Source organism: Plantactinospora solaniradicis (assembly GCF_042658085.1).
Taxonomy (GTDB): domain Bacteria; phylum Actinomycetota; class Actinomycetes; order Mycobacteriales; family Micromonosporaceae; genus Plantactinospora; species Plantactinospora solaniradicis.
In genome coordinates, this window is the sequence record NZ_JBHSPR010000013.1 from 43496 (window position 1) to 66654 (window position 23159).

At 70.3% G+C, this 23159-nt stretch carries 19 protein-coding genes; 5 read left to right on the forward strand and 14 right to left on the reverse strand.

What is annotated here, in order from left to right:
* Positions 1–14: 14 nt before the first annotated feature.
* The 9 genes from ACFP2T_RS18110 to ACFP2T_RS18150 all read right to left on the reverse strand — a co-directional run bounded on the left by ACFP2T_RS18110 (position 15) and on the right by ACFP2T_RS18150 (position 11816).
* Positions 15–965, reverse strand: coding sequence for a sulfotransferase (locus tag ACFP2T_RS18110; protein WP_377423154.1), 951 nt, complete (start codon positions 963–965; stop codon positions 15–17).
* Between the two features lie 41 nt (positions 966–1006).
* A complete protein-coding gene (locus tag ACFP2T_RS18115) occupies positions 1007–2263 on the reverse strand; it encodes a glycosyltransferase family 4 protein (RefSeq protein WP_377423157.1) in 1257 nt (418 codons plus the stop codon).
* A complete protein-coding gene (locus tag ACFP2T_RS18120; RefSeq protein WP_377423159.1) occupies positions 2263–3252 on the reverse strand; it encodes a glycosyltransferase family 2 protein in 990 nt (329 codons plus the stop codon). The genes ACFP2T_RS18115 and ACFP2T_RS18120 overlap by 1 nt, the downstream gene beginning before the upstream one ends.
* Complete coding sequence (locus ACFP2T_RS18125) at positions 3249–4607, reverse strand: hypothetical protein (RefSeq protein WP_377423160.1); 1359 nt, start codon at positions 4605–4607, stop codon at positions 3249–3251. Before ACFP2T_RS18125 ends, ACFP2T_RS18120 begins: the two co-directional genes overlap by 4 nt.
* Positions 4604–6688 (reverse strand): glycosyltransferase, encoded by a 2085-nt coding sequence (locus ACFP2T_RS18130; protein WP_377423163.1) that lies wholly within the window; start codon positions 6686–6688, stop codon positions 4604–4606. Before ACFP2T_RS18130 ends, ACFP2T_RS18125 begins: the two co-directional genes overlap by 4 nt.
* The gene (locus ACFP2T_RS18135; protein ID WP_377423165.1) at positions 6685–7536 is read right to left on the reverse strand and encodes a class I SAM-dependent methyltransferase; all 852 of its coding nucleotides are present in this window, start codon (positions 7534–7536) and stop codon (positions 6685–6687) included. Before ACFP2T_RS18135 ends, ACFP2T_RS18130 begins: the two co-directional genes overlap by 4 nt.
* A complete protein-coding gene (locus ACFP2T_RS18140; protein WP_377423166.1) occupies positions 7533–9152 on the reverse strand; it encodes a lipopolysaccharide biosynthesis protein in 1620 nt (539 codons plus the stop codon). Before ACFP2T_RS18140 ends, ACFP2T_RS18135 begins: the two co-directional genes overlap by 4 nt.
* Positions 9145–10017: a sugar transferase gene (locus tag ACFP2T_RS18145; RefSeq protein WP_377423168.1), complete on the reverse strand. Its 873-nt coding sequence runs from the start codon at positions 10015–10017 to the stop codon at positions 9145–9147. The genes ACFP2T_RS18140 and ACFP2T_RS18145 overlap by 8 nt, the downstream gene beginning before the upstream one ends.
* A 290-nt stretch (positions 10018–10307) precedes the next feature.
* Positions 10308–11816, reverse strand: a complete 1509-nt coding sequence (locus tag ACFP2T_RS18150) for a tyrosine-protein kinase domain-containing protein (RefSeq protein ID WP_377423170.1) — start codon at positions 11814–11816, stop codon at positions 10308–10310.
* A 187-nt stretch (positions 11817–12003) separates the two neighbouring features.
* Here ACFP2T_RS18150 and ACFP2T_RS18155 point away from each other — a divergent pair, with 187 nt between their 5' ends.
* Positions 12004–13911 carry a hypothetical protein gene (locus tag ACFP2T_RS18155; RefSeq protein ID WP_377423172.1) on the forward strand — a complete coding sequence of 636 codons (1908 nt, stop codon included), beginning with the start codon at positions 12004–12006 and terminating at the stop codon, positions 13909–13911.
* 9 nt (positions 13912–13920) lie between these two features.
* Here ACFP2T_RS18155 and ACFP2T_RS18160 read toward each other — a convergent pair whose 3' ends face one another.
* From ACFP2T_RS18160 to ACFP2T_RS18170, 3 genes are read right to left on the reverse strand one after another with little or no spacing between them, the layout of a single operon-like run.
* Positions 13921–14946 carry an NAD-dependent epimerase/dehydratase family protein gene (locus ACFP2T_RS18160; RefSeq protein ID WP_377423174.1) on the reverse strand — a complete coding sequence of 342 codons (1026 nt, stop codon included), beginning with the start codon at positions 14944–14946 and terminating at the stop codon, positions 13921–13923.
* Between the two features lie 8 nt (positions 14947–14954).
* Positions 14955–15776 (reverse strand): glycosyltransferase family 2 protein, encoded by an 822-nt coding sequence (locus ACFP2T_RS18165; protein WP_377423177.1) that lies wholly within the window; start codon positions 15774–15776, stop codon positions 14955–14957.
* Positions 15777–15784: 8 nt separating this feature from the next.
* The gene (locus ACFP2T_RS18170; RefSeq protein ID WP_377423180.1) at positions 15785–17011 is read right to left on the reverse strand and encodes a nucleotide sugar dehydrogenase; all 1227 of its coding nucleotides are present in this window, start codon (positions 17009–17011) and stop codon (positions 15785–15787) included.
* Positions 17012–17097: 86 nt separating this feature from the next.
* On the opposite strand from ACFP2T_RS18170, the gene ACFP2T_RS18175 reads away from it, so the two are divergent.
* Complete coding sequence (locus ACFP2T_RS18175; protein WP_377423182.1) at positions 17098–17862, forward strand: class I SAM-dependent methyltransferase; 765 nt, start codon at positions 17098–17100, stop codon at positions 17860–17862.
* Here the strand turns inward: ACFP2T_RS18175 and ACFP2T_RS18180 are convergent.
* Both ACFP2T_RS18180 and ACFP2T_RS18185 read right to left on the reverse strand, forming a co-directional pair.
* On the reverse strand, positions 17848–18441 hold the full coding sequence (locus tag ACFP2T_RS18180; protein ID WP_377423185.1) for a VanZ family protein: 594 nt from the start codon (positions 18439–18441) through the stop codon (positions 17848–17850). The genes ACFP2T_RS18175 and ACFP2T_RS18180 overlap by 15 nt on opposite strands.
* 153 nt (positions 18442–18594) lie before the next feature.
* Positions 18595–19878, reverse strand: a complete 1284-nt coding sequence (locus ACFP2T_RS18185) for a serine hydrolase domain-containing protein (RefSeq protein ID WP_377423187.1) — start codon at positions 19876–19878, stop codon at positions 18595–18597.
* A 117-nt stretch (positions 19879–19995) separates the two neighbouring features.
* On the opposite strand from ACFP2T_RS18185, the gene ACFP2T_RS18190 reads away from it, so the two are divergent.
* The 3 genes from ACFP2T_RS18190 to ACFP2T_RS18200 all read left to right on the forward strand — a co-directional run bounded on the left by ACFP2T_RS18190 (position 19996) and on the right by ACFP2T_RS18200 (position 23038).
* Positions 19996–20652: a response regulator transcription factor gene (locus ACFP2T_RS18190; protein ID WP_377423189.1), complete on the forward strand. Its 657-nt coding sequence runs from the start codon at positions 19996–19998 to the stop codon at positions 20650–20652.
* Complete coding sequence (locus ACFP2T_RS18195; protein WP_377423191.1) at positions 20649–21770, forward strand: sensor histidine kinase; 1122 nt, start codon at positions 20649–20651, stop codon at positions 21768–21770. The genes ACFP2T_RS18190 and ACFP2T_RS18195 overlap by 4 nt, the downstream gene beginning before the upstream one ends.
* A 212-nt stretch (positions 21771–21982) precedes the next feature.
* Positions 21983–23038, forward strand: coding sequence for an SMP-30/gluconolactonase/LRE family protein (locus ACFP2T_RS18200; RefSeq protein WP_377423194.1), 1056 nt, complete (start codon positions 21983–21985; stop codon positions 23036–23038).
* The last annotated feature ends 121 nt before the right edge of the window (positions 23039–23159 follow it).

Here is a 23159-nt window from a genome sequence, read left to right on the forward strand (position 1 = left end):
CCCCGGCATCGGCTCTACCTCAGTGGATAGCCATAGGAGATGAGCAGCGGCGCGCAGATCGCGCTGACCAGCCGGCGCTGCCGCGGTGGAAACGCCAGCCGCCACGTGTCATCCTCACGAAGTGGTAATCGACCGGTGGCGAACCGCATCGGGTTACCACCGATATTGTGCGGGACGGGAAGTTCGGCGTAGTCGTCGCGCAGAAAACTCAGATCTCCGTCCGACAGGTCGAGACCGGCAAAGCTGGCAAGGTCCCGGATGCCATCGCGAGGGTCCGCGAGCAACTTCTCGTAGTAGACGCGTCGCACGGGGACCTTGTAGGCCGTTTCTCCTCCCACGCACCCCGACGCGGAGGCGAGCAGGCCCGCAATGGAATTCTGAAGATTCCAGTGCAGTGCCGACGTCGCCGGTGAGAAGCGGGGCAGCATGCCTTCCTCCGTCCCGGGGTTGGGCATTTTCTTGGTCCAGGAATAGGCGACGCCGCGCGGGTCCCGTACCAGGTGCACCACGCGCAGATCGATGGTGCGGGCCCAGCGCAGACAGAGCCCGATCGTGGGGAACTTGGACGAGTCGATGATGACCTGTGCGCCGGTCAGCCCGGCTGCGGCGGCGTAGATCCGGGCGAAATAGTCGACGTACTCGTTGACCTGGGCAAGTAGTTCACCTGTCAACCGGGGACGGGCGAGCCACGGTACGTGCCGGATGCGCGGAACGACACGCCGCAGAAAGGCAAGGCGGTCCAGATCGGCCCGATGCCAGCCGCCGAACGCCCGGTCCCCGACCGCGGTCCAGAAGTCACATTGGGAATAGCGGGCGCCACAGGCGCAGAGATTGTCGTCGGATCTGAAGATCCGCCAGAGGTCGGTCACCTCGCCGAGCGCGCAGGCACCCGGCAGCGCTCCGAGAATCCGGTCCAGGAGCGTACTGCCGCTGCGGCCCATACCACTGATGTAGATCACCCGCATGTGGTCCCTCTCCATTCCCTCACGAGTACGCGCTCATCCGGTCAGCCATGGACCGCGGAGTGCGACGTCGCGGAGTGAGTGGTGACGGACCTTCTGGCGGAGACAACGGCGCCGAAGGTGCTGCTGGTCGACACGGAGGCGGGTGGACTGTCCACCTGACCAGACCTGGACCGTCCGGTCTCCTGCCCCCAGACGCCGCACATCAGGTCGGCTATCCGATCCCAGCTGAACTCGGTGGTCGCGCGAAGCAGCCCACGGCCCGCCAGTTCCCGGGTGAAGGCCGGATCATCCCGGAGCCGGCCCAACCGATCGGCGAGAGCGTCGGCGTCCCGGGATGGGACGGTCAGTCCGGCCGCACCGATGACGTACGGAATCTCTCCGATGTCGCTGCCGATCACTGGCACGCCACACGCCATCGCCTCGACGAGGACCCGGCCGAACTGCTCCCGGAGGGGGATCCCGATCCAGGGCACGACGTTCCGCTGCACCAACTCGACCGACGGCAGGACGAGCACGTCCATCCGGGCGAGCAGGCCGGGCAGTGCCTGGTGGTCGGCCCAGCCGCACAGCGTCACCCGCCCGGGTCGACGTACCGCCGCGCGCTCGACGTCGGCGCGCATGCTGCCGTCGCCCACCACCAACAGGTCACAGTCGAGGAGTTCCACCGCGCGGAGCAGGTCGCCGATCCCCTTGTGCGGCTCCAGACGGCCGACGAACCCGGCGGTGAACGCCGGGGACGGTGCGGTCGAGGCAGGTTGGAACGTCGACGTGTCCACGCCCAGCGGTACGAGGGTGGCCCGTCCCCGGTAGCCCTTGCTGCGCAGCACGTGCAACGCGGCCGGAGTGATCGGGAAGGCATGGTCGACCGCGCCGTAGGCGTACCGTTCGATCAGCGGAAACGGCGGCGGAAAACGGATCACGACGTTCTGCGCCGCGTACAGCGTCGCCGGAACACCCGGCCAGTGTCGGCGGCGCAGGTGCAGCACCTGCCAGGTGCTCAGGTAGGCCGCTTCACCGATGATGTGGATGACATCCGGTGGCCGGTCACGGGCCAGCGCCCGCAGGCCGTCGCTCGCGAACAGCACCGAGGCCATGTGGCCGGTGCGGTCCTCACCGATCCGGTGCGGCAACACGTGGCAGCGCAGTCGGGACGAGCGGTCGCTCAGCCGGTCCAGGTCACGGCGGGTACGCTCCGACACGTCGGCGGCCAGCACCGTGAGGCTGACCTCGGGCCGGGCGGCCAATGCCGCGAACAGGTCGGTCCAGTGTTCGGTGCGTTTACCTACGACGCTGGTCATCACGTGCACTGCGGTCTCCTGAGATCCTTGCGATGCTCCTGGCCTGCCGGACCCGGGGTGCTGGCGACGGCGATGCGGCACACCTCGAGCCAGGCGCGGCCGCGCCACCCGGCCCGTTCTCTCGACCTGCCGACCCGGCGCATACCGGCGAGTACGACGCCGATCAGCGCGCGCAGCACGACGGCCAGGCGTACCAGGTGGAAGGTCCCGCGCCGGTGCCGGGCGAAGAAACGCAGCATGCTGCGGTACAGGTGCGGCCACGTCACCTCCGGGTCGCTGCTGGCGCCGCCGACGTGGACGGCCTCCACCGTGGGCACGTAGACCACCGCCGAGCCACGTCGCCACGCCTGGAGGCACAACTCCTCGTCCTCGTAGTACATGAAGTAGCCCTCGTCGAGGCCGCCGATCTCGGTCAGCAGCCGGGTACGAATCGCGAGGCAGGCGCCGGACAACCAGTCGACGGCCACGCTCTCCCCGGTGCCGGTGCCGGTGCACGCGTCGTACGCGCGGCGCCGGTCGGCGCCGCTGAATGCCCTACGCAGTGCCACCGGCAGCAGGGCACCGCCGAACCGGGACGCGAGCACGCTGCCGAGCGACTCGAAGGGATGGGCGCTGACCGCGACCCGGCCGGCAGGGTCGCGCAGCCGTGGGCCGGCGACGCCGACCTCCGGGCGGGTACGCAGGGTCCTGACCAACTCTCGCACCGTGGCCGGCGGCAGCACGCAGTCGGGGTTGACCAGCAGCACCACGTCCGTGTCGATGCCCGACAGCCCCTGGTTCACCGCCGCCGCAAAGCCCAGGTTGACCGGGTTGACGACCACGTCGACCTTCGGAAACCGCTCGGTGACCAGCGCGACCGTGCGGTCGGTCGAGGCGTTGTCGACCATCCGGACAAGCACGTCCGCCCGCGCCAACGCGGCGAGACATTCCGTGATGTGGTCCTCGGAGTTGTAGGTCACGACCACAGCGGTGGCGGGTGACGTACTCATCTCACCTCCTGTGGCGTCGCGGTGTTCCCCGCCTCGGTTCGGGAGGCCGGCCCGGTGGTCGTGGTGGACCGCTTCGTCAACAGCACCAGGGCAGGCAGCAGGCCCAGTGCCCAATGGCCGGTGGCCGGGCCGGCGAACAGCACCGCCACCAGGAATCCGCAGATCAGTGCGGCGAAGGCGAACGCCATGCCGTCCCGCTCGGCCAGTCCGTGCCGGAGCGCCGTCAGGATGGGCCAGAGCAGGGCGACCATCCCGGCGAGCCCCAGGTTGGCCAGGATCATCACGTAGAACACGTGGTAGAGCGGCCCGACCTCCGTCACCTTGAAGTCGGACAGGTAGACGTCCGGGGTGGACTGACCGAGGCCGGCTCCGACCAGGGGGTTGGACAGGAACGTGTCGATGCCGACCAACGCCTCCGGTAGCCGGTACCCCGCACCCTGTCCCAACGCGGAGAAGACCTCGGAGGAGCGCTCCCGCACCCCTTCGCTGAACGCGAGCGCGGCGGCGAGCAGCAGCACGGTCGCGGCGACGGCCCCGCCCGCCGCTCGGCGGACGGCTCCGGATCCGCAGGCGAACAGGACCAGCAGGGTGACCCCGGCGAGCAGCCAGATCGTGCGGTACGAGGCCAGGACCAGGTCCGCCAGGTACAGCGCGGCCAGCGCGGTGAGCCCGACCCGTCGCCAGCCGTTGGTTCGACAGCTCAGCACCAGCAGGGGGAAGGCCGCGATCAGTGCCCACGCGCCTCCATGCCGCCCGGGTACCGCCATGCTGGCCACGGTCAGGACCGCGGAGAGGGTGACGAAGAGGACGCCGGCCGATCTGATCCGGTCCGGCGAGGTCAGGGTGTGGGTCGCCAGGAAGTAGTAGACCGGGATGACCGCGAAGTGGTAGCCCGCGATCAGGACCTGGAGCGGAGCGTTGCCGAGCAGCAACCCGTACCCGGCGGCGGCGGCGATCAGCACGACCACCATCACCATCGGAAGGTCGGCGACGGTGCGAGAGCGTTTCTCCGCGCCCGCCAGGACCAGCCGACGGATCACCAGGCTGACGCATCCGGCCGCGAGGAGGAAGCCGTGTAGTCCGAGTACCGAGCGTACGGAGTTGTCGCCGAGTACGGCCGTGACACCCAGGACTCCCACGATGGCCGTGGGCAGCACCGTCCAGGGCCATCCAATGAAGACGACGCAACAGCCGATCATCGCGATCGCGAGCAGGCCGAGGTCACGCGGGCCCGATGCCGGCATGCCGGGGATGATCTCCGACGGGTACGCGTCGTGCGGCAGCAGAACGGCGGTGGCCGCGAGCAGACCTGCGCCGGCCGCCGTCGAGGGCAGCAGCAGCGTGACGGTCCTCATCTACCCGCCGCCAACTCGGCAATCAGGTTCCGGAGCTGGTTGCCGCGCACCGACCAGCTGTTGCGTAGTGCCGCGGCCCGACGTCGTGCCGACGCATCCGGGCAGCGGCTGGAGCGCAACGCCTGTTCGACCGCCCTGACGAAGGCGGTGGGCCCGGCAGCGAGCTGGATCAGCCCGTCGAGCCGCTCCAGCGCTGGCAGCGGTGTGGCGACGACCGGCTTGCCGAGCGCGAGGTACTCGTAGCACTTCTTGGGTTGGACGTAGTCGATCAGGCCGCCGACCCGGTACGGGATGAGACAGACGTCGCAGGCCCGCAGAATGGCGGGTACCTGGGCGAATTCGACCGGCTCCCGCAGCCGCACGTTCGCCAGTCGGGCCAGCGGCGCCCGGCCGGCGGGCGTGGACGGACCGACGATCAGGAACGTCCAGTCCGGACGGAGCCGCGCCACCGCCGCCACGAGTTCGGCATCGAACGCGCGGGTGTCCACCGCTCCGACGTAGCCCAGTACGGGGCGGGGCAGTTGGTCCGCCCACTCGGCCACCGGACCGGACGGGCTGAACTGGTCGGGGTCACATCCGTTGGGCAGCGGGACGGGTGGCCGACGGGCGTCGGGCAACCGTTGGACCAGCGCTGGGGAGGAGGCCAGGACCAGGTCCGCGGCGCCCACCGCACGCCGCATGCCACGGCGTAGGTACCACCGGCTCCACCGACGGGTGAACGTCCAGTCAAGATCGGCACCGTCATAGATGACCGCCTCCCCGCCCAGGTGACGGGCGGTGGTAGCGGAGAGGTCCTCGTCTATCCAGATCAAGCGTCGACCGGGGCGGCGGTCCAGCCAGCGGCGGACCAGCAGGGCTCCGATCCGGCGGTTGAGCCAGTTGACCGGTGGCAGTTGCCGGCCGGCCGGCAACACCGTCGGTGGGACCACCCGCCACAGCGACGGTGCGATCCTGCATACCGTGAACCGCCATCGGGGGCGTCGCCCCGGTGGTTCCACGAAGAGCACTCGGTGATCGGCGAGCAGTTCCCGGGCCAGCGCGTGCTGACGGTGCGCCTCGGTCCGCCAGTCGACGCCGCTGAGCATCACCACCCAGTCCTGCAGGTCGCCGCCGGGCAGTGGACCGGGATCGCCCCGCAGCGCGGCGACCAGATCCCGCAGGCCGAGTTGCCCGCGTACCCCGAGGACCCACCGCAGCTGACGGTCGATCAGCGTCATCGCCCGCAACAACAGGAGCCGGTGTCGGGGTTGGGTCTGTGCCACGTAGCGGAGGAGCCCGCCGAGATGGTGGCGGGACCGCGTCGCCGCGTCCAGCAGCCGGGTGGACGAGCCCCGGTTGTGGATGACCACCGCGTCCGGCGTCATCCACAGTTGCCGGCCGGCAGCGGCCAGCCGCCGAGCCAGCCACACGTCGTTGAAGTACAGCGGGTAGTCCTCGTCGAAGACCCGGTCCGGGTCCAGGTCGGCCCGGCGCAACAGCAGACAGCTCGCTGCCGGCTGCGGTACCGGGCGGGCCTGCCGGAAGTCCTCGCCGTCCAACTGGTACGCGCGCCAGGCGCCGCGGAGGCCAGGCAGCCACCGCAGACCAGCGGCGAGACCAAGCGCCGCCCGGAAGCCGAGCAGGCCGAGATAGTGCGGTTCGACCGCACCGTTCTCGTCGAGGTACTGCGGGCCGACGCCGGCAGCCTCCGGCCGCTGGCGGAGGAAACTCACCATCGTCGACACCGTGCCCGGCCGGCACCGCACGTCACTGTTCAGCAGCAGGAGCAGGTCGGCCCGCGCCTCCCGGTACGCCTGGTTGACCGCCTGGGCGTACCCCAGGTTGCGGTCGTTGCGGATCAACCGCACGCCCGGGTACCCCGCCAGCATCTCGGCCGACCCGTCGGTCGAGCCGTTGTCGACCGCCATCACCTCGTACCGCAGCCCGTCCGTCACCGCCGCGGGCAGCGACTCCAGGCAGCTCCGGGTCTTGTCGCGGGTGTTCCAGCTCACCAACAGCACCGACACGTCCGGTGGGGAGCGGTCCGGCCGGGCCGCCGGTCGTCCGGTCCGGGCGCGTGGGGTGCCGGACGCGGTTGTCATGCCCGTCCCCCGGGCCGCTGGCGACGCGCCAGCAGCCGAAGGTAGTCGCCGAGGTGCGGATGGGTGGTCCGGAGCGAGCCGGTGGTCCGCAGGCAACGCCAGTGGCTCGCCATGCCCCAGCGGCTCGGCCAGCGACTCGGGCGCAGGTAGTGGGAGGCGAAGATGGTGTCGGCGTGGACAACCGCGAAGCCGGCCTCCGTCACCAGCCGGGCCAGCGACTCGGGGCTGAAGTGCCAGTGGTGGTAGCGGGGCGCCAGATCCACCCAGGACGCCCCATACCGGTGGGCGGCGGCGGAGGAGATGTTGGGCACCTCCAGTGCCAGCCACCCGCCCGGCAGCAGCATCTCGCGGGCCGCGCTCAGGAACACACGCGGATCCGGAACGTGTTCCAGAACATGGAACGCACACACCGCCTGGACCGGCGCGGCGAGGCTGATGCTCTCGAACATTCCGCGCCGTACGGGAACGCCCAGCCGCTCGCGCGCATACCGCGCGGCCAGCTCGGACACCTCGACACCCTCGACGGAGATGCCCCGAGCCGATGCGGCCTTGAGAAAGAAGCCACCGGCGGGCCCGGCCTCGACCAGGGTGGCGGGTCGCACCGCCGAGAGCAGCCATCGCAGCCGCCGGGTCGCCTCGAATCGCCACTGCGCGGCCAACGCAAAATACCGCCGGTACGACTCACTCTTATAATATGACTCGTCGTACAATTCCTCCGGGGATGCGAGTTCCGCGGCGGTCCACTGGAACGCGCAGGACCGGCAGCGCCGCAGTACACCGCCCAGGGCTGGCTCACTACGCGTTCCGCCACACAGCGTGCACTGCTCAGCGGCGACGAGACTGCTCATGGAACATCCTTCCGAATCGTGGCGTCGGGGACGCCCCCACCGACGGGCGCCGCCGGCTGTCTCGTCAACAGGCTTCGGCCGTACTGCGCCCACCTGCGCCACAGCGCAGTCAGCCAGGTCCGCTCCGCGCCGCCGACCAGCCCGGTCGCGACGAGCACGACGGCGGCGATCAGCAGGACGGCCCCGCCTCGGCACAACACGGTCAGCCCCGCGCCGGTCCGTCCGGCGAACTCCGGCAGGTACGGTGCGGCAAGCCCACCGCCGACGCCGGCCACGAACGCCGCGACGACTCCGGGTCGGATCGCCCGCAGCAGTCCGACGAGGGGGCGGCCGGTTGCCCGGTGGAACCACACCGCGAAGTACCCGCTGCTGACGGTGATCGCGATCGCGGTCGAGAGCGCCGCACCGAGCGGGCCGCAGAGCCGCAGGAGGGGTGGGACCAACGCCAGGTTCAGTGCGAGCGCCAGGAGCAGGTACCAGGTCTCCCGGTCGGGCCGTCCTTCGACGCGGGTGACCAGGGTGGCGGCGCCAGCGGTGAGGCCGAGCGCGTAGCTGGGCGCCAGGATCGCGACGGTCGCGGCCGCCCACGGCACCGGCTGGCCGATCCAGCACCGGATCAGCGGGTCGGCACAGACCACCAGGGCCGCGGCGCAGGGCCCGGCGAACGCCACCACGTACCTGGTCGTGGTCAGGTAGAAGTTGTCGAGCCAGTCACGTCCGTGCCGGGCGACGCCGGAGACCGCGAACGGGAAGAGGACCGTGAAGAGCAGATCGGGGGGCAGTCGCAGCACGCTCAGCAGGCGACTGCCCAGGTCAAATCCGGCCACCTGAGCGGGCCCGAAGGAACCGCCGACGACCAGCCGGCCGAGCTCCGAGTTCACCACTCCGGTCGCGCGGGTCACCTGGACCGGCAGGCCGTACCGGGCGGCGGCGCGGACATCGGCCCGCCGGATTCCCCGGACCCTCGGTGTCAGCCATCCGATGCCACGGTGCGCGGTCGTCATCAGCACGGCGGCCCGGATCGCGCTGGTGACCGCCGTCGAGGCACCCAACGCGGCGAGGCCACCCCCGAGCCGTACCACGAGAACCGCGAACACCGCTCCCAGCAGGGCGGTCGCGGCGGTGGTCCAGGCTATCGCCGTGTACCGCTGTGTCCCGGCCAGCATCGACCGCCACGGCAGTGAGATCTGGTCCAACAGCACGCCCAGCATGAGCCAGAGCGCGCCGTCCCGGGCCTCGTGCGCCAGATCCCCGACGTGGAACAGCCGGGCGAGCACCGGCCAGCACACCAGTGTCCCGAGCAGGGCGAGCAGGCCAAGACCGACCGAGCACAGCATGCCCAGGCCGAGCGCGGCACGGGCCCGTCGACATCCCGCGGCATCGTGCGCCCGGGCGACCTCCCGGATCTGCGCCGTGCCGAGCCCGAGGTCGGCCAGGGACACGAGGGCGACCAGTACCCCCAGCAGCGCCCAGACGCCGAACCCCCGAGGGCCCAGTCCGTCGTACAGCACCGGCAGTGCCGCCAGGCTCGCCCCGGCCACCACAACCCGGGAGAGGAAGAGGCTGCCGGTGTTGTGGGCGATCCGCCGTCCGCCGGCGACCGGCAGACTAGCCACGGGGAAAGCCCCGCAGCATGTCGACCAGCGTCAGGGCGAGCAGGGTCAGGTCCAACCGCAGCGACCGGTGGCTGAGGTACAGCAGGTCGTAGCGGAGCTTCTCCTCCGCGGTCGCCGCGTAGCCGCCGGTGAGCTGGGCGACCCCGGTCAGACCTGGCCGGATGAGATGCCGGAGATCGTAGTGGGGCAGGCGCCGGAACTCGTCGACGAACTCCGGGCGTTCCGGGCGGGGGCCGACCAGAGTCATCTCACCGCGCAGGACGTTCCACAACTGGGGCAGCTCGTCCAGGCGGGCCCGACGCAGGATCCGCCCGATCGCGGTCACCCGGCCGTCATCCGGCGTGGCCAGTTGGGGTCCGAGATCGCGCTCGGCATCGACCCGCATCGTCCGGAACTTGACGATCCGGAACAGCCGGCCGCTCTCGCCGACCCGGTGCTGGAAGTAGAGCCCCGGCCCGGGACAGCTCACCATCGCCAGAATGAGCAGCATCAGTGGCAGCAGCAGTGGAAGGCTGGCCAGGACCAGCGCAACGTCCAGGCACCGCTTGACTCGTCCGCAGGCTGGCCGGCCGGACGGCCACCGCACGTGGACCCACAGCAGCCCACCGAGTCGACGCAGCCGAGCCGGTCGAAGCAGGCCGTACGTCGGCCGGGCCAGCACCAGCACGTCGACCTGCCGGATCATGCACGAGGCCATCAGGTGGGGATCGACGCTGTCCAACGGCAGCTTCATCAGCAGCAGCTTCGGCTTGCAGACCAGCAGCACCGCCTCCAGCCGCTCCACGTCCAGCGGCGTCGACAGTCGCATCACGACCTCGAACTCCTCATCCAGACGGTCGGCGGTCGGATGCGTGGCGGAGTCCACCACCGCCACCTGGATCCGTTTCCGGACGGGAGTCGAGACCCGTCGCCGAACACGGGCGTCCCCGGTCCCCGGGTAGCCGACCGGCAGCGGATCACGGCCGCCCACAATGGACGGCTCCGGCCGCGCGCCGGTGTCCACGGGGCACCCGGCAGGGGTTTCGTCGACTTCCCGCCCTCCGGTCGGCCCGGTGACCAGGGTGTCAGGAGTCTTTCTCGACGACGCCTCCCGACGGGCACCGGGAGCGAGCGGCGCACGACGGGTCGGGGCCCGCCGAAGGTCAGGCCGGGGGGTCATCGCGCCGACTTGAGCGGACAGTCGACGGTCGACTCGCCGTCCGGAGCGGCCGGTACCCCGACCGGCCCTCGGGCGGCCACCGGCGTGGCGTGCCGGGGCTGGCTCGCGCGGCGACCGACCGTGCCGGCCGTTGCCGACGGCATCCCGTCGGTCTCCCCCCGGGAGCGGGCCGCGCCCCGACGCGGTGAGGGATAGCGGTACGTCACACCGACATCACGCCGCCGTACGTCGTTGAGCACGCAGCCCACCACCCGGCCGTGAACCGTACGGAGCGCGGCGGACATGGCTCGGACCTGCTCGTGTCCGGTCCTGTTCGCCCGCGCCAGCAGAACCACGCCGTCCGCCGCGGCGGCCACGACGGCGGCGTCGGTCAGCGGCAACAGGGGCGGTGTGTCGATCACGGCCAGGTCGAAGTCCGCCCGCACGCGTTTCAGCAGGGCCGACATGTTCCCCGAGCCGAGAAGCTCGCTCGGGTTCGACGGAACGGCGCCGCAGGGCATCACCCACAGGGAATGCCGCCCCCACTGCTGCAGTACCTCGGGCGCCGCGGCCCGACCGGCCAGCACCTCGGACAGTCCCGGTGCGTCCTGCAGACCCAGGTAGTGGGCGATCCGGGGGCGGCGCAGATCCGCCTCCAGGAGCAGTACCCGCCGGCCGGTCTCGGCGGCCATGATGGCGAGGTTCGCGGCGGTGATCGATCTGCCCTCCCGCGGCGCGGCACTCGCTACGGCGAGGATCCGCAGCGTGGGGTCGACGGACCGCAGATTCGTCCGCAGTTGTCGGAACGACTCCGCCCCCGGCGAGCAGCCGCCGCGCAGCAGCGCGGGTCTCCTGGCGACCGACACCTGATGCGGGATGACGGCCAGCACCGGCACCTCGGCCGCTTCCCGGAGCTTTCCGGGCGTTCGGACCGACCTGTCGAGCGCCTCCCGGAGCAGTGCCCCCGCCGCGCCGGCGAGCAGGCCGGCCAACAGGCCCAACGCCAGGTTTCGCGTCGGCCGCGATGCCACCAGGGCCGGAGTGGGCCCGGCGACGACCTCCAGCCGCACCGTCGAGGCGTCCGTTCCCGGCGAGCCTTCGAGGGTCTCCACGAGGGAGGTGAGTTCCGTCAGGACGGCGTGGGCCAGCTGTTGTGAGCGGGTCTCGGCCCGGTCCGTGACGGTCACAGTGAACAGCACCGTGTCGCGCACCGCCCGTGCGGAGATCCGGTCCTGCACCTGCCGAACGGAGAGTCCGAGCGGATGGTTGCCGGCCACCATGCCGGCCAGCCTGTCGCCGCCGACCAGGTCCACGTACGACTTGATCCGCTCCCGTGAGAAGGTGCTGCCCTGCATCACGTCTGATGCCCCCTTGCCGGGGGTGGTGACGAAGAACGTCGTGGTGGTCACGTAGCGGGGCACCGCCGTCGCGGTGACCGTACCCACGACGCCCAGCGCAAAGATCGTCGCCAGCGCCACCAACCACCAGCTCCGTCGTAGCGCGCGCAGGCTGTTCGCGATCGTCATCTCGTGGGCCCCCAGAACCGTCCAAGCCAGAACTCTCGATCCCCGACAAAGGGTAAAGTACGATTAGGACGTATTTATCTGGAATGCCCAGGAATATCGCTTAGCTCGGTAACGACCAGGTCGGAGGGCCATGGACACGGCGACTCCCCCCGGACCGGCCTCGGTCCCCGTCGAATGGACTCGTCCGGTGTCCGACGCGGAAGCAGCCGGTACCGGGCGGTCGACGAAGGTGGCACGCCCGGAGCGCCCCGCCCGGCCGATCCGGGTCTCCAGCCGGATCCGGCCGAGGCTGTCGACCCTGCTCTGGTTGGCCGCCGCCGTCGCGCTCGGCACCTTCGTCGCCGTCGACGCCCCCCGGACCGGCCTCGATCCAAGCTGGACCACGGCGATCAACATCGCCGCCGCCGAGGACCGTCGTTTCGGTCAAGACCTACTGTTCACCTTCGGTCCGTGGGGCTTCCTCGACCATCCACTCCTCGTGGACGCCCACCAGTTCGCCCTGGGCCTCCTGTTCGGCGCGGCGGTCACGACCGCACTCTTCTGCGCCGCCTACGTCTGTCTGCGGTACACCTGGTCGCCGGCGGTCGCCGGGCCACTGGCCTTCGCCGTCACGCTCGCCAGGCCGGTCACCGAGCCCGGGCTCGGAGTGGTCTGCGCCGGCCTGCTGCTCGCCCTGCGTACCGTCCAGCGGCGGAGCGTCACCGGCGGGTGTGGCTGGCGGGGCACCTGGCCCACCGCACTACTGGCCGCGTCGGGAGCACTGATGGTGCAGGTCAAGTTCTCCGAGGGCCTCGCTATCCTCGTGCTTGCCGGGATAGTGGCACTCTCCCCACCCACGCCGCGTGCCCTCGCCCTGAACCTCGGCGCGGCCCTGGCAACCCTCCCGGCGACCTTCGTGGCCGGGTGGCTCCTCGCCGGTCAACCACCGGACGCCGTCCCGACCTGGCTGCACGGCACGTGGCAGATCGCCAGCGGCTATCCCGAGGCAATGGCCATCGGCGGGTTCCACGAACTACGGAGCTACCTGCTCGCGGGCGTGCTGGTGGCGGTGGCGGGATGGCTCACCGTCAGGATGGCCCGCGCCTGCACGGGTGCCCTGGCGCTCGCGCCGTTGCTGCTCGTGACCGCCGGGCTGGCGTTCGGTTTCAAGCACGGCTTCATCCGGCACGACGCCTATCACGAGCCCTCGTTCTTCATGGTCGCGGCGTTTGCGCTGGTCGCGCTCGCACGCTACGCACGGCGACCGGCCGCCGTGCTGGCCGTCGTCGCCCTGACGGTGGCCGCCGTTCCCCGCGAACTCCATCAGTTCAACCCGGCCGCCGCCATCGACCGGTGGCGGACGTCGGCGGCGGTGCTCCTCGACGACGACCAGCGGGTCCGGCTGCTGGAGCAGGGAGCCCAGCGGGCCCGCGCCGAGTACCGGCTGCCGGCGGACATGGTCACCGCGTCCGAGGGCCGTCCGGTGAGCGTCGACCCGTGGGAGGCGACACTGCCATGGGCGTACGCGATGGACTGGAACCCGGTCCCGGTCTTCCAGGCGTACGCGGCGTACACCCCGTACCTGGACGAACTGAACGCGCGTGCCCTGGCCTCGGCACCCCCGGACCAGATCGTGCTCAAGGAGGACCGGGCTCCGATCGACGACCGGAACAGCCGCTGGGAAACCCCGCACTACCTGCTGGTGCTCGCGTGCGAATACACCCGCGACGCCCAGGCGGGTCGCTGGTCGCTGCTCCGACACGGCAGGAACCGGTGCGGCGAGGCACGGACCGTCGATGCCCGCGAGGTGCACGCCGGGGAGATCGTCGACAGTCCGGCGGTTGGCGCCGAGGAGATCCTCCTCGCCAGGTTCACCCCGCGCCCGGACGGACCGCTGCGCTCCCTTGGTACCGCGTTGTTGAAGGACCGTTCACCATTTCTGGTCACGGCGGACGGCAGGCGGTACCGGCTGCCGGAGCGGCTGGCCGACGGACCGCTGATGGTCTCGTTCCCCGATACCCCCGCTCGGACGGATCCGCTGGACCCGTTCCGCTACCAACGGTTGAGCTTCAGCAAGCCCGGCAACCTGGAATTCCAGGTGGTCACGGTCGGATAGCGCGGCCGGTCACAGCCGCCCGTCTCGCACTGCCCGGGTCACCCAGGGAATCACCTCGTCGAGCATCTCGTCGAGGCTGGTGGTCGCCTCGAAGCCGAGAACCTCACGGGCCTTGCTCACCTCCGGCACGCGTCGGCGCACGTCGTGCGCGTAAGGGTCGTCGCGGACCAACCGCAGCGGCCGGTCGGGCCCCTTGATCTTGCGCCAAATGATCTCGGCGAGTTCGCGCACGCTGGTGGACCGGGCAGTGGAGATGTTGAAGTCCTCGTTGCGGGCCGCCTCGTGCCCCATCGCGGTAACGATGCCACGGGCCAGGTCACCGCCGTACGTGTAATGACGCACCTGGTTGCCGTCTCCGAGGATGTGCAGGGGGTCCTGTCCCTTGACCACCTTCTGCACGAGGTCGGGCACCACGTGCGACATGGCGAGTTTGACGTTGCCGGAGAGCACCTCGACCTCGCCCAGCGCCCGCCCCTCACCCACCCCGACGCAGTTGAACGGCCGAACGATCGTGTACGGCAGTCGGTACTGGTCCCAGGCGGCCCGGGCGAAGTACTCCACCGCCAGCTTCTGGAAGCCGTACGACGACAACGGTGGCGGCACCACGCGCTCGTCACCCTCCCTGGACGGCCAGCGGTCGGTCGACTCGAAGACCATGGAGGACGAGAGGTAGGTGACCTTCCGCAGCCTGCCCGCACGAAGAGCGCGGATGGCCGCGTCGCAGGACGCTGCCATGATCCGCTCGTTCGTCGCGAGCAGGTCGTAGGGGTAGCTGTGGAAGTAGGAGATGCCGCCGATCATGGCCGCTCCCGCGATGAAGTGGTCACAGTCGACGAGCAGCCCGGAGAGCAGATCGACGTCGCGAGCGTCGCCCGGCAGGAACCGGTAGCGGGGATCGGTGTCGTAGGAGTGCGCAACCGGACCGTACTTGGAGAAGTTGTCGACCCCCACCACCTCGTACCCGCGGGAGAGCAGTTCCGCCACGAGGTAGCCGCCGATGAAGCCCGCCGAACCGGTGACCAGGACTCTTTCCATCGTGGCTCCTAACCGGTGTGCGTACGGTCGCGGCGCCGGGTGGACGCCACCGGCGCCTGCGCCGGGGTGCGGACCGGGAGTTGGGGCGCCGGTCCCCCGCCGCTACCGGGTGCCGTCGACCGATGGGCCAGCTTCTCCAGAGTCAGCGGTCGGCCGAACGCGAACAGATACCAGCGCAGGTAGGCCGGCAGGAACCGACCGAGGGCGAATCGGGACGCCCCCAGTTGACGATCCAGCCAGATGGTGGGCAGTTCGGCGACCGGCAGCCGCAGGCGTGCCGCCTTGGCGGTCAGCTCCAGCCCGATCTCGAATCCGGTCTGCGACTCGATACCCACCGATCGGACGAAATCCGTCGAGTACGCCTTGAAACTGTTCGTGGCGTCCCGGGTGCCGACCCGCGCCAGCAGATGCAGACTGCACCCCGCCCACCGGGACATCATCCGCTTCAGCCGTGGCCCCCCGACCTGCTGCCCGCCTGGCATGTAACGGGACGCCGCGGCGACCGCCACGCCCCGCTCCACCAGTCGGGTCAGCTCATCGATCTGTCGGGGATCATCCGAACCGTCGGCCATGGTCACCACCACCACCGGCGCGACCGCTGCGTCGATGCCGAACCGGATCGCCTGTGCCGGGCCCGGGCCGTACGCGTTGAGCACCGTGCGTACCCGGGGATCGGCGACGGCGACCTGTCGCGCGTGCGGCACCGTGCTGTCCTGCGGCGTGTCGTGCACCACCAGCACCTCGGCCGGGAGCAACACCTCACGCAGGATCCGTTCCAGGCATTGGACCACGGCCGCGCCCTCGTCGTAGACCGGGATCACGATCGACACCCGGGGCCTCATACCAGCACGCCCCGCCCGGTCGATCCCCAAATGTCGATCACCGGTTTCTCCGTGACGAGCCCGGCGTACTCCCGGTGTGGTGCACCGATGACCAGCAGGTCCGATTCGGCCAGCGTGCGGTCCAGGCTGACCAGCCGATCGTCGGGCACGTGCGGATCGGCGCACAACACGGCCTTCGCCATCGGCAGCAGAAGCTTGCGCAGTTTGTACGCCAGACTCTCCCGTGGATCGTCGCTGTCACCCTTGAACGCCATACCGAGGATGCCGACCCGCGACCCGACCAGGTCGAACCTCGCCCTCATTCGGGAGACCAGATAGGACGGGAGGCCCTCATTGATCAACATTGCCGCGTGCCCCAGCACGAAGTTGTTCCGGTTGAAGGCGGCGAGCTGCATGGTGTCCTTGAACAGACACGGGCCGGCGGCGAACCCGGGCATCGGTACGTCGGCCGCGCGCGGGTAGTCGTAGGTGATCGCCTGGCGAATCCGGGCGAAGTCCATCCCCGCGTCGTTGGCCATCATCCAGAACTGGTTCGCGGTGGCGAACTTCAGGTACCGCCAGGTGTTGGTGAAGAGCTTCGCCAGCTCCGCCTCCTCCGGCTCCAGCGTCACGATCCGATCGGTGAGATGACGAAACAACTTTTCCGCCCGCTGCGTCGCCCGTGGGTCCCGGGCGGCCACGATCTGTGGCAGTTCGAAGAGTTCGGTCAACGCCCGGCCCTCGGCGATCCGTTCGGGACAGAACGCGACGTCTACCGAGACGCCCAGCTGTGCCAGCCGCTTTTCGGTCAACGCCGTCACTCCCGGATAGACGGTGCTCCGCAACACCAGCAACTGCCCGTCTCGCAGGTACCCGGCACACCGCTCGATCGCCCGGGGCACCGAGCCCTGGTCCGGGTTCAGGTGCTCGTCCACCGGCGTACCGATGACGACAACGAGGTTCTCCGCGTCGCCCACGCTCGCCGGATCAGTCGTCGCCGCCAGCCGCCCCAGTGCGACGAACTCGCCCAGCAGCCGGTCCGCGCCGTCCTCGGCGAAGGGCATCGTGCGGGCGTTGACCGCGTCGACCGCCGTGGCGTCAAGGTCGTACAACGTCACGGAGAGCCCACGTGAGGCCATCGCCAGGCCCAGCGGTAGACCGACTCGGCCGCAGCCTCCAATGATCACCACGTCCCTGCTGAACGGCTCTGCCGCCGGTGCGATGGCACGTTCGGCGTCGGTCATCCGCGTCTCCACTCCGATCAGACGGTGTGGACGACACTACGGCACTAAACATCCCTTTAGCACCGAAATGAGCGTATTGTTCGCCCATGACCGGGAAGAGCCAGCTCGCGGACCCCACGTCCTGGGGCGAACAGTTCCGCCCCACTGAACTCGCCCAGCTGTACACGGCCCGCTTCACCGCTCCGGAACTGGCGGCGAAGCAACTACTCTGGACGGAGCTGTGCCGCGGATTCTTCGATCGCTACATCGACCCCGATGACGTCGTACTCGATCTCGCCGCCGGCTCCTGTGAATTCATCAACGCCTGCCGGGCGCGCCGGAAGATCGCCGTCGATCTCAACCCGGACACGGTCCGGTACGCCGTCGGAGCACGAGTCCTGATCGCGGCCAGCGACGACCTTCGGCAGCTCGCCGCGGCCTCGATCGACACGATCTTCACCTCGAACTTCTTCGAACACCTGCCCGACAAGCGGGCACTGCTGCGCACCCTGGCCGAGTGTCATCGGGTGCTGCGCCCCGGTGGCCAACTGCTGGTGCTGATGCCCAACCTGCGGTACGTCGGTCAGCGTTACTGGGACTTCTTCGATCATCACCTGCCGTTGACCCATCTCAGCCTGGTAGAGGGGTTGCGACTGGCCGGCTTCGAACCGCAGGAGGTCATCCCCCGGTTCCTGCCATACACCGTCAAGAACGCTCCCGTGCGGATCCGACCCGGCCTCGTCCGGCTCTATCTGAGGCTGCGCCCGGCGTGGCGGCTGTTCGGCCGGCAGATGTTCGTCGCCGCGACCACGGCGCACCCACTGCCCAGGGCCACTGACCGGCCTACCACGGACGGTTCAGCGTCCCGGTAGGGGGACCGATCGAGGTCGAACTGACGACGCTCTGGCCGTAGCGCGCCACCAGCGGCGCGACGCGAGCGCGGCCAGCACGGCGCCGGCGGTGTTGAGCAGTACGTCGTCCACCGAGGACACCCGGTCCAGCCGCAGGACGTACTGCGCGACCTCGACCAGGACCGAGCAGCCCGCCGCGAGCGCCAGGATCCGCGGTACCGACGCCAGCGCCGCGAACCGCAGCGGGGCGAGGAACCCCACCGCCGCGAACACCAGCAGGTTGCCGACGACCTGGACCGTCAGCGTCAGCGGTCCCCCGTCGGTGAGGATCGTGAGCAGGTCCCGCAGCGGCACCAGGCTCACCCGACCGGGGACGGCGCCGGCCCGGTCGCCCGGCAACATGATCATCCATACCCACGGCACCGTCCCGTAGACGATTCCGACCTCGGCCAGCGACATCCGCCACACCGGCGTGGTGCCGGTGACACTCCGACGGCGTGCCAGGGCCCACACCGCCAACGCGGCCAACGGCAGCGCGGCTACCGTGAGGAGTACCACGCCATTGAACGTGCCGAACCAGCCGTGCCACCCCTCGACCATGCCACCTCCGCTTCGATCCGCCCGCGAAATTTACCCGGGCCGCCCCTGCCCGGCAGCCGGCCCAGCCAACCGCTACCGGCGTGCACATGACGCTCGACGGCGGCCGGTCCATCGCCCGCATCGGGGCCGACGTGTCGCGCAGCCGTGGCCGCGTCAGCGCCCGCCGGTGATAACCCGCATCTCCTGTTCGATGATCTCCTGCATCGGCGGGCCGTCGTAGTTGCTGAGGACGACGCCGACCCAGCCGGTGTCCGGGTAGATGTGCCAGTTGGCGGTGCTGCCGGGGTTGGCGCCGCCGCGCCCGATCACCCACTGGCCGTTGATGAGCTTGGCCGGCATCGCGTACGCCATGAACGACGGGTGGGCGGGCGCGGGGCCGCCGTCCTTGCCCTTCCCCTGGGGGATCTTGGGCCCGGCGAACAACTCGGCGAACGGCCGGTCCAGCACCGTGCCGTTGCGCAGCGCGTGCGCGAACCGGACCAGGTCCGGAGCGGTGGCAAAGCCGCCGTCCCCGGCGTAGTCGATGAAGTTGCGGCCCGGGTTCTTGCCTGGTTCGTACGGGTTCGGGCTTCCCTTGTCCAGGTTGCGGACGGCGTCCACCCGGCTGCCGTCGGCCTGGAGCATGTACGAGTGCGCGATGTGCTCGTCGGTGAGCCACTGCGGCCTGGTGTAGAACGCCGAGCCGGTCATGCCGGAGCGCCCGAAGACGTGCTCGTGCACGTAGTCCCAGTACGTCGTGCCGGTCACGGCCTCCACGATCTGCGCGGCGATGGCGAATACGGCGCCGGTGTTGTCGAAGCCCGTGCCGGGGGCGGACTCCAGCTTCACCCGCCGGGTCCACTGGCGGTAGAACTCGTGCACCTCCTCGCGGCTGTGGAAGACGCGATGCGGGTCCCGCTCCGGGTGGTTCAGCCCGGAGGTGCTGGTGAGCAGGTGGTGGATGGTCACCTGCTCGGCGATCTCGTTGGCGAAGCCCGTCAGGTAGGTGCCCACCGTGTCCGACAGCCTCACCTTGCCCCGCTGCGCCAGCTGCAGGATGGCCACCGCGGAGAACGGCTTGACCGCCGAGCCGAGGTTGACCGCGACGCCCTCGTGGTTGCGGATCCCCTTCTCCTTGTCGGCCATGCCGTAGCTGCGGGACAGCACGGTCCGGCCTAGGTGCGACAGCAGCACCACGCCGGAGAACCTGTCCTCGGCGGCCAGCTTCGCCACGTACCGGTCGTAGGCTCCGCCGGGCCGGGTGTCCGGCGGGATCCGGTCGTGCCCGGACGGTTCGGGGGCGACGAGTGCGTCGGGGTCGGTCGGGGCCGGGGCGGCGTGCCCGGGGTCCGCGCCTACCAGGGGCGCGCCGGCGGCCATGCCGGCGGCCGCCAGCCCGCTCCACCCGAGCAGCCGCCGCCGGTCGACCCGACGTACCGAATCCGAATCCGAATCCATGACCACGGTCCTTCCCGATCGACGAACGGACCGTTGCAGGTCTACCGGCGACCACCTGTCGGCAACCGATCGCCGACCCATACACCACCCATATGCGGTGCTGCGGATACTGGGCGGATGCGGGTGCTGCTGGTCGAGGACGAACAGCCGCTGGCCACGTACATCGCGGCCGGGCTACACAGGCACGGCTGCGCCGTGGACGTGGCACACGACGGTCAGCAGGCGCTGAACAAATGCGACATCACCCCGTACGACGTGGTGGTCCTGGACCGGGACCTTCCGGTGGTGCACGGCGACACCGTGTGCCGGCTGTTGGCGCAGCGCGGCGTCGCCCGGGTGCTGATGCTCACCGCGTCCGGTGCCGTGTCCGACCGGGTGGACGGGCTCGCCCTGGGCGCCGACGACTACCTGGGCAAGCCGTTCGCGTTCTCCGAGCTGGTCGCCCGGGTGCGTGCGCTTGCCCGGCGCAGCACGCCGGCCCGCCCTCCGGTGCTGCGCGCGCGGGAGGTCGAACTCGATCCGTCCCGGCGCACCGCCGAACGGAACGGCCGGCTGCTGTCGCTGACCCCGAAGGAGTTCGGGGTGCTGGAACGGCTGCTCGCCGCCGACGGCGCCGTGGTGAGCGCGGAAACGCTGCTGGACAAGGTGTGGGACGAGCACGCCGACCCGTTCACCAACGCCGTGCGGATCACCGTCAGCACCCTGCGCCGCAAGCTCGGCGACCCACCACTGATCGAAACCGTGACCGGCGCCGGATACCGGATCACCCCATGATCCGGCGACTGACCGCCCGCAGCCGTCTCGCGCTGCTGTACACCGGCCTCGTACTGGCCGCCGGGTTCCTGCTCACGGCGCTGACGTACCTGCTGCTGTTTCACAGCCTGCGGCTGCATATCGACGAGGCGATGTCCAAGCTGCTGACCCAGGCCGCACCGGCGCTGCTGGTCGTGACCGCGCTGGCCGGGCTGACCGGCTGGGTGGTGGCCGGGCGGATACTGCGCCCCATCCGCACGATCTCCGGCACCGCGAACCGGCTGTCCGCGGAGAACCTGTCCGAACGGATACCCGTCCGCCAGCCCGCCGACGAACTCGCCACGCTGGCCGCCACCATCAACGGCATGCTCGACCGCATCCAGCACGGCATCGCCGAACGCGACCGCGTCCTCAACAGCCAGCGCCTGTTCGTCGCCAACGCCGCGCACGAACTACGCACTCCACTCACCACCATGCGCACCGCCGTCGACGTCACCCTCGACGGCGAACCCGACCGGGCCGAACTCGTCGCCATGGCCGGCGACATCGCCACCGCCGTCGAAACCAGCCAGCGCACCCTGGACGGGCTCCTGGTCCTGGCCCGCAGCCAGGCCGGCCCGCCCCGCCGGACGCCCGTGGATCTGGCCGAGGTCGGCGCCGCGACCGTTGCCGACGCTGCCGACCTGGCGGCGAACGGGGCGGTCACCCTGCAGGCCGACCTGCGGCCGGCGCCGGCCAACGGCGAGCCGGTGCTGCTGGAACGGATGGCCGGCAACCTGCTGGAGAACGCGCTGCGCTACAACCACGCCGGCGGACACGTCACGGTGACCTCCGGCATCGCGAACGGGCGCTCGTTCCTGCGGGTCGTCAACACCGGCCCGCCGGTCACGCCGGAGGAGGAGCGGTGGCTGTTCGAACCGTTCGTCCGGGGCGCCGCCAACGGCACCCGCGGGGCCGGGCTCGGCCTGTCCATCGTCCGGGCGGTCGTCACCGCGCACGACGGAGAGATCTCCAGCACCGCCCGGCCGACCGGCGGTATGGACATCGCCGTACACCTGCCGCAGGCCCTGGAGGCCACACCGGTTCATGGTCGCGCGGCCGACCCGGGTTCAGCAGGGCCGTGCGCCGCTCTCCGATGACACCGTGATATATATAGATATCGATTGATGAGGGTCGCGCGGAGGCGCACGTACACCTTTTGCCAGCTGGTCGGACGGCGGCGCGCAGACCCTTCCGGTCACCGCGCCCACGCCGGCGACCGGCCACACCGACCTACCGGCCGGATGGAGGAGTCCGCGCTGACCCGCCCCGCAGACGAGCAGGTCCACCACCCGCTGATTGGAATCGACCCATGCCCCGACGATCTGCCCGCGCCGCCCTGGCCGGTGCCCTGACGCTGTTGACCGCCCTGACCATCAGCACCACGATCGACGGTGACCCGGCGAATGCCGGTGACACCGTCAGCGCCGACGACCCGGCGGCCACCGGAGTCCTCGCCGACGCGGCCGGCCCCTGCACCCCGGGCGCCTCCTACCCGTCGCCGCTGCCCGCCGCCACGGTGGCTGCCACCAGGATCAGCGGCGGCTTCAGCTTCCTGGAGGGACCGGTCTGGCTCGCCGGGTCGGGTCAACTGCTCCTCTCCGACATGCGCGGCGGTACAGGCCCGGAGAACGTGCAGCCCTCGACGATCCGCCGGTTCACCCCGCCGGCCACGTTCGACGTCTTCCTCGAGAACGCCGGCAGCAACGGGCTGGCCGTGACCGGAGACGGCGCCCGGATACTCGCCGCCACCCACGACCAGCGCAGCGTGTCGTCCTACCAGCTGTCCGACAGAAGCCGGGGCCTCCTCGCGAGCCACTTCCAGGGACAGCGGTTCAACTCCCCGAACGACCTCACTATCCGCACCGACGGCACCGTCTACGTCACCGACCCGAACTTCCAGCGCGGCAACCGGCCGGACGAACTGGGCGGGATGACCGGGGTCTTCCGGATAAGCGACGGTGAGGTGTTCCTCGTCGACGGCACCGTGTCCCAACCCAACGGCGTCGTGCTGTCGCCGGACGAGACGACCCTCTACGTGGGCGGCAACGCCAACAACACCATCTTCCGGTACGACCTGCTGCCGGACGGCAGCACAGGTGGACGCACCGAGTTCGCGCGCCTTGCCGGCCCGGACGGCGCCACGGTGGACTGCGCCGGCAACATCTACTGGGCCTCCTACAACGACGGGCGGATCCACGTATTCGCGCCCAGCGGCGAAAAGCTGGGCACGATCTCCGCGGGCCGGAACACCACCAACGCCGCGTTCGGCGGCCCCGACGGCCGAACCCTCTTCATCACCTCCGGCACGTCGGGAAACTTCGGTCTGTACCAGGTCAGACTCAACGTGCCGGGATCGCCGTACTGACGGGCGGGCAGCGCAGAGCTGGTCGGAAACGGCTCACTCGTCCAGGGTGGCCGCGAGGCCTCCGGTTTCAGGTTCTTCTTGGTCGATGAACCCTCTGCCGGAGACCTCGCGGCTCAGACAT

Coding starts and splice junctions, on each gene's coding strand:
- ACFP2T_RS18110 (WP_377423154.1), bottom strand. CDS start 965: ATGCGGGTGATCTACATCAGTGGTATGGGCCGCAGCGGCAGTACGCTC.
- ACFP2T_RS18115 (WP_377423157.1), bottom strand. CDS start 2,263: ATGACCAGCGTCGTAGGTAAACGCACCGAACACTGGACCGACCTGTTC.
- ACFP2T_RS18120 (WP_377423159.1), bottom strand. CDS start 3,252: ATGAGTACGTCACCCGCCACCGCTGTGGTCGTGACCTACAACTCCGAG.
- ACFP2T_RS18125 (WP_377423160.1), bottom strand. CDS start 4,607: ATGAGGACCGTCACGCTGCTGCTGCCCTCGACGGCGGCCGGCGCAGGT.
- ACFP2T_RS18130 (WP_377423163.1), bottom strand. CDS start 6,688: ATGACAACCGCGTCCGGCACCCCACGCGCCCGGACCGGACGACCGGCG.
- ACFP2T_RS18135 (WP_377423165.1), bottom strand. CDS start 7,536: ATGAGCAGTCTCGTCGCCGCTGAGCAGTGCACGCTGTGTGGCGGAACG.
- ACFP2T_RS18150 (WP_377423170.1), bottom strand. CDS start 11,816: ATGACGATCGCGAACAGCCTGCGCGCGCTACGACGGAGCTGGTGGTTG.
- ACFP2T_RS18160 (WP_377423174.1), bottom strand. CDS start 14,946: ATGGAAAGAGTCCTGGTCACCGGTTCGGCGGGCTTCATCGGCGGCTAC.
- ACFP2T_RS18170 (WP_377423180.1), bottom strand. CDS start 17,011: ATGACCGACGCCGAACGTGCCATCGCACCGGCGGCAGAGCCGTTCAGC.
- ACFP2T_RS18175 (WP_377423182.1), top strand. CDS start 17,098: ATGACCGGGAAGAGCCAGCTCGCGGACCCCACGTCCTGGGGCGAACAG.
- ACFP2T_RS18180 (WP_377423185.1), bottom strand. CDS start 18,441: ATGGTCGAGGGGTGGCACGGCTGGTTCGGCACGTTCAATGGCGTGGTA.
- ACFP2T_RS18185 (WP_377423187.1), bottom strand. CDS start 19,878: ATGGATTCGGATTCGGATTCGGTACGTCGGGTCGACCGGCGGCGGCTG.
- ACFP2T_RS18190 (WP_377423189.1), top strand. CDS start 19,996: ATGCGGGTGCTGCTGGTCGAGGACGAACAGCCGCTGGCCACGTACATC.
- ACFP2T_RS18195 (WP_377423191.1), top strand. CDS start 20,649: ATGATCCGGCGACTGACCGCCCGCAGCCGTCTCGCGCTGCTGTACACC.
- ACFP2T_RS18200 (WP_377423194.1), top strand. CDS start 21,983: ATGCCCCGACGATCTGCCCGCGCCGCCCTGGCCGGTGCCCTGACGCTG.